This is a genomic window from Burkholderia sp. NFPP32, from assembly GCF_900119325.1.
GTDB lineage: Bacteria > Pseudomonadota > Gammaproteobacteria > Burkholderiales > Burkholderiaceae > Burkholderia > Burkholderia pyrrocinia_C.
The window spans coordinates 1-1,919 of the sequence record NZ_FPJP01000073.1 but is presented as its reverse complement, the minus strand read 5'-3'; the positions used below and the strand labels follow the sequence as shown (position 1 = coordinate 1,919).

Sequence of the window (1,919 nt, the reverse complement as noted above, 5' to 3'; positions counted from 1 at the left end):
CGTGGACAACCCGCGACTTACCGCTTAACGGAGGTTAAATCGCACATCGATCGCTACCGCAGATCTGTCCGTTGAAGCGGGTCAACTTCAGTCGCGAACCCACGCTGCCAATGGCTCCAGGTCGGCAGGAGCGGTGCGGATATCCGGTGCGATGGCATTGAGTCTTTGCCACAACGCGTCCTGTTGGATCTCGCGTCCAGTTGCCTTTCTCGCGCTCATCGTCGGGAATCGATGACCTTTGAGGGACAGCACCCCGAGTATGCGGCGGACCAACAGACTGTTGAGAAACGGCTTGCCCGTCCCAAAGGCGCGGTCTAGCGTGCCGTCACGCGCGATTTGAAGGATGTCGGCAGGCTGATCCACCTTGATGACATCGACAAGACCCGGAATATGTTTATGTTCCACGACTATGTTCCTCGAGGGAGTCATTCGTTCAGCTCGCGTGTGACGGCATACCCAGGCGTTTTGCCATCGCTGCCACTCGGGCCGCTCGAACAGGGCTGACGCCCGCGATCACCTTCCCGCGCCGTCAGATATGAGCCCCGATCATGTCGTCAAAGCAGGCTAATATCTATCAGCTACCCGACAGATTGGGATCGTATGAATTCCGATGTACAACGCTATCGACCACAACTTGCAACAACACCGTGGTTCAAGGATTTGCCGATCGAGCTTCAGGACTATCTTGTCGCTCGCTCTGATCTGGTCCGATTAAAGAAGGGGCAACCGCTCTATCGGCGAGGAGAACGGTCGTTCGGCCTGTACGCGATTCTCGATGGTGCATTGTCGATCGGCACCGTCGGAGCGGATGGAAAAGAAGCGTTGCTCGCCGTACTTGGCCCGACCGCCTGGATTGGGGAAGTCTCAATGTTCGATGGGCTGCCTCGCCCGCACGATGCCTCAGCAATCGGTAAGACTCTTGTGCTTCACGTACCCGGTCCCGCATTGGAAACCCTGCTTGGAGCTCATCCTACTTACTGGCGACATTTTGGCTTGTTGATGGCGCAAAAAATCCGGATCTCCTTTGAGAACAACGAAGCCATGATACTGTTACCCGCCGCCCAGCGCCTGGCAAGTCGCCTATTGCTGATCGCTGGTGGCTACGGAGGGATTAATGCGGAACAGAGCAGGATAAGGCTCTCGCAAGATACCTTGGCTTCAATGGTTTCGCTTACTCGGCAGACGACGAACCAGCTACTCAAGAACCTTGAGAGTCAGGGTATCGTCGATCTGAAGTTCGGGGAAATCGTTATTCTTGATTTTGATCGCCTGCGCGCTGCCAGTGCCGGAGATCCCGTTCCTTGAGGCGCAATCCGGCTGCCTAGACCGGGCGGTTTCCAGTGCGTCACTTCGAATCGCGCACGACGAAAGCGTGTCAGAGGCTGTTCAGCCGATTTGTCCGTCAGGCGTCCCATAGCGGTCACCTGCGGATCAATACCGAGGGTCCCCTCGTGGCCGAAAGCCGACCTATCCTGCGTTCAAGACAGCTGGATCGATCTCACTATCTGTCAGCCCAAATCTCGCCATGCGAGCGCGATGATCTGGCGAACCGAGATATGAACGAAGTTGCTGATTAACCGCTTTTAAAAGATCCCCGTTCTCTCGGTTAAATGAAAACGCTCCCAGCGGAGGCGTCCGCTGTCTGCCGTTCATTTCCGGCTCGTGCGCAACGGCCTCGATCACCGAGTTGCCCATCCGGCTCGCAACAATTCGATTTCCCAAGGCCGTACTCGCATATGCGTCAATCGCGCCAGAGAGAACGGCCACGACCGCGTCGGCTTGTTGCTCGAAGATGACGATTTGCTCCTGACTTACGCCTGACGCCTGAAGTTGACCCGCTTCAACGGACAGATCTGCGGTAGCGATCGATGTGCGATTTAACCTCCGTTAAGCGGTAAGTCGCGGGTTGTCCACGGGCG

At 56.5% G+C, this 1,919-nt stretch carries 2 protein-coding genes and 1 pseudogene; 1 reads left to right on the top strand and 2 read right to left on the bottom strand.

Annotation, left to right across the window (positions count from 1 at the left end; genetic code table 11):
• Positions 1 to 87: 87 nt before the first annotated feature.
• Positions 88 to 405, bottom strand: a complete 318-nt coding sequence (locus BT264_RS37190) for a hypothetical protein (RefSeq protein ID WP_256260784.1) — start codon at positions 403 to 405, stop codon at positions 88 to 90.
• Between the two features lie 195 nt (positions 406 to 600).
• Between BT264_RS37190 and BT264_RS37185 the strand changes: the two genes are divergently transcribed.
• Positions 601 to 1,305, top strand: coding sequence for a Crp/Fnr family transcriptional regulator (locus tag BT264_RS37185; RefSeq protein ID WP_006749578.1), 705 nt, complete (start codon positions 601 to 603; stop codon positions 1,303 to 1,305).
• A 162-nt stretch (positions 1,306 to 1,467) separates the two neighbouring features.
• On the opposite strand, the pseudogene BT264_RS37180 reads toward BT264_RS37185, so the two are convergent.
• Positions 1,468 to 1,857, bottom strand: a pseudogene (locus tag BT264_RS37180) (amino acid ABC transporter substrate-binding protein); the annotation flags it as partial.
• Positions 1,858 to 1,919 lie beyond the last annotated feature (62 nt).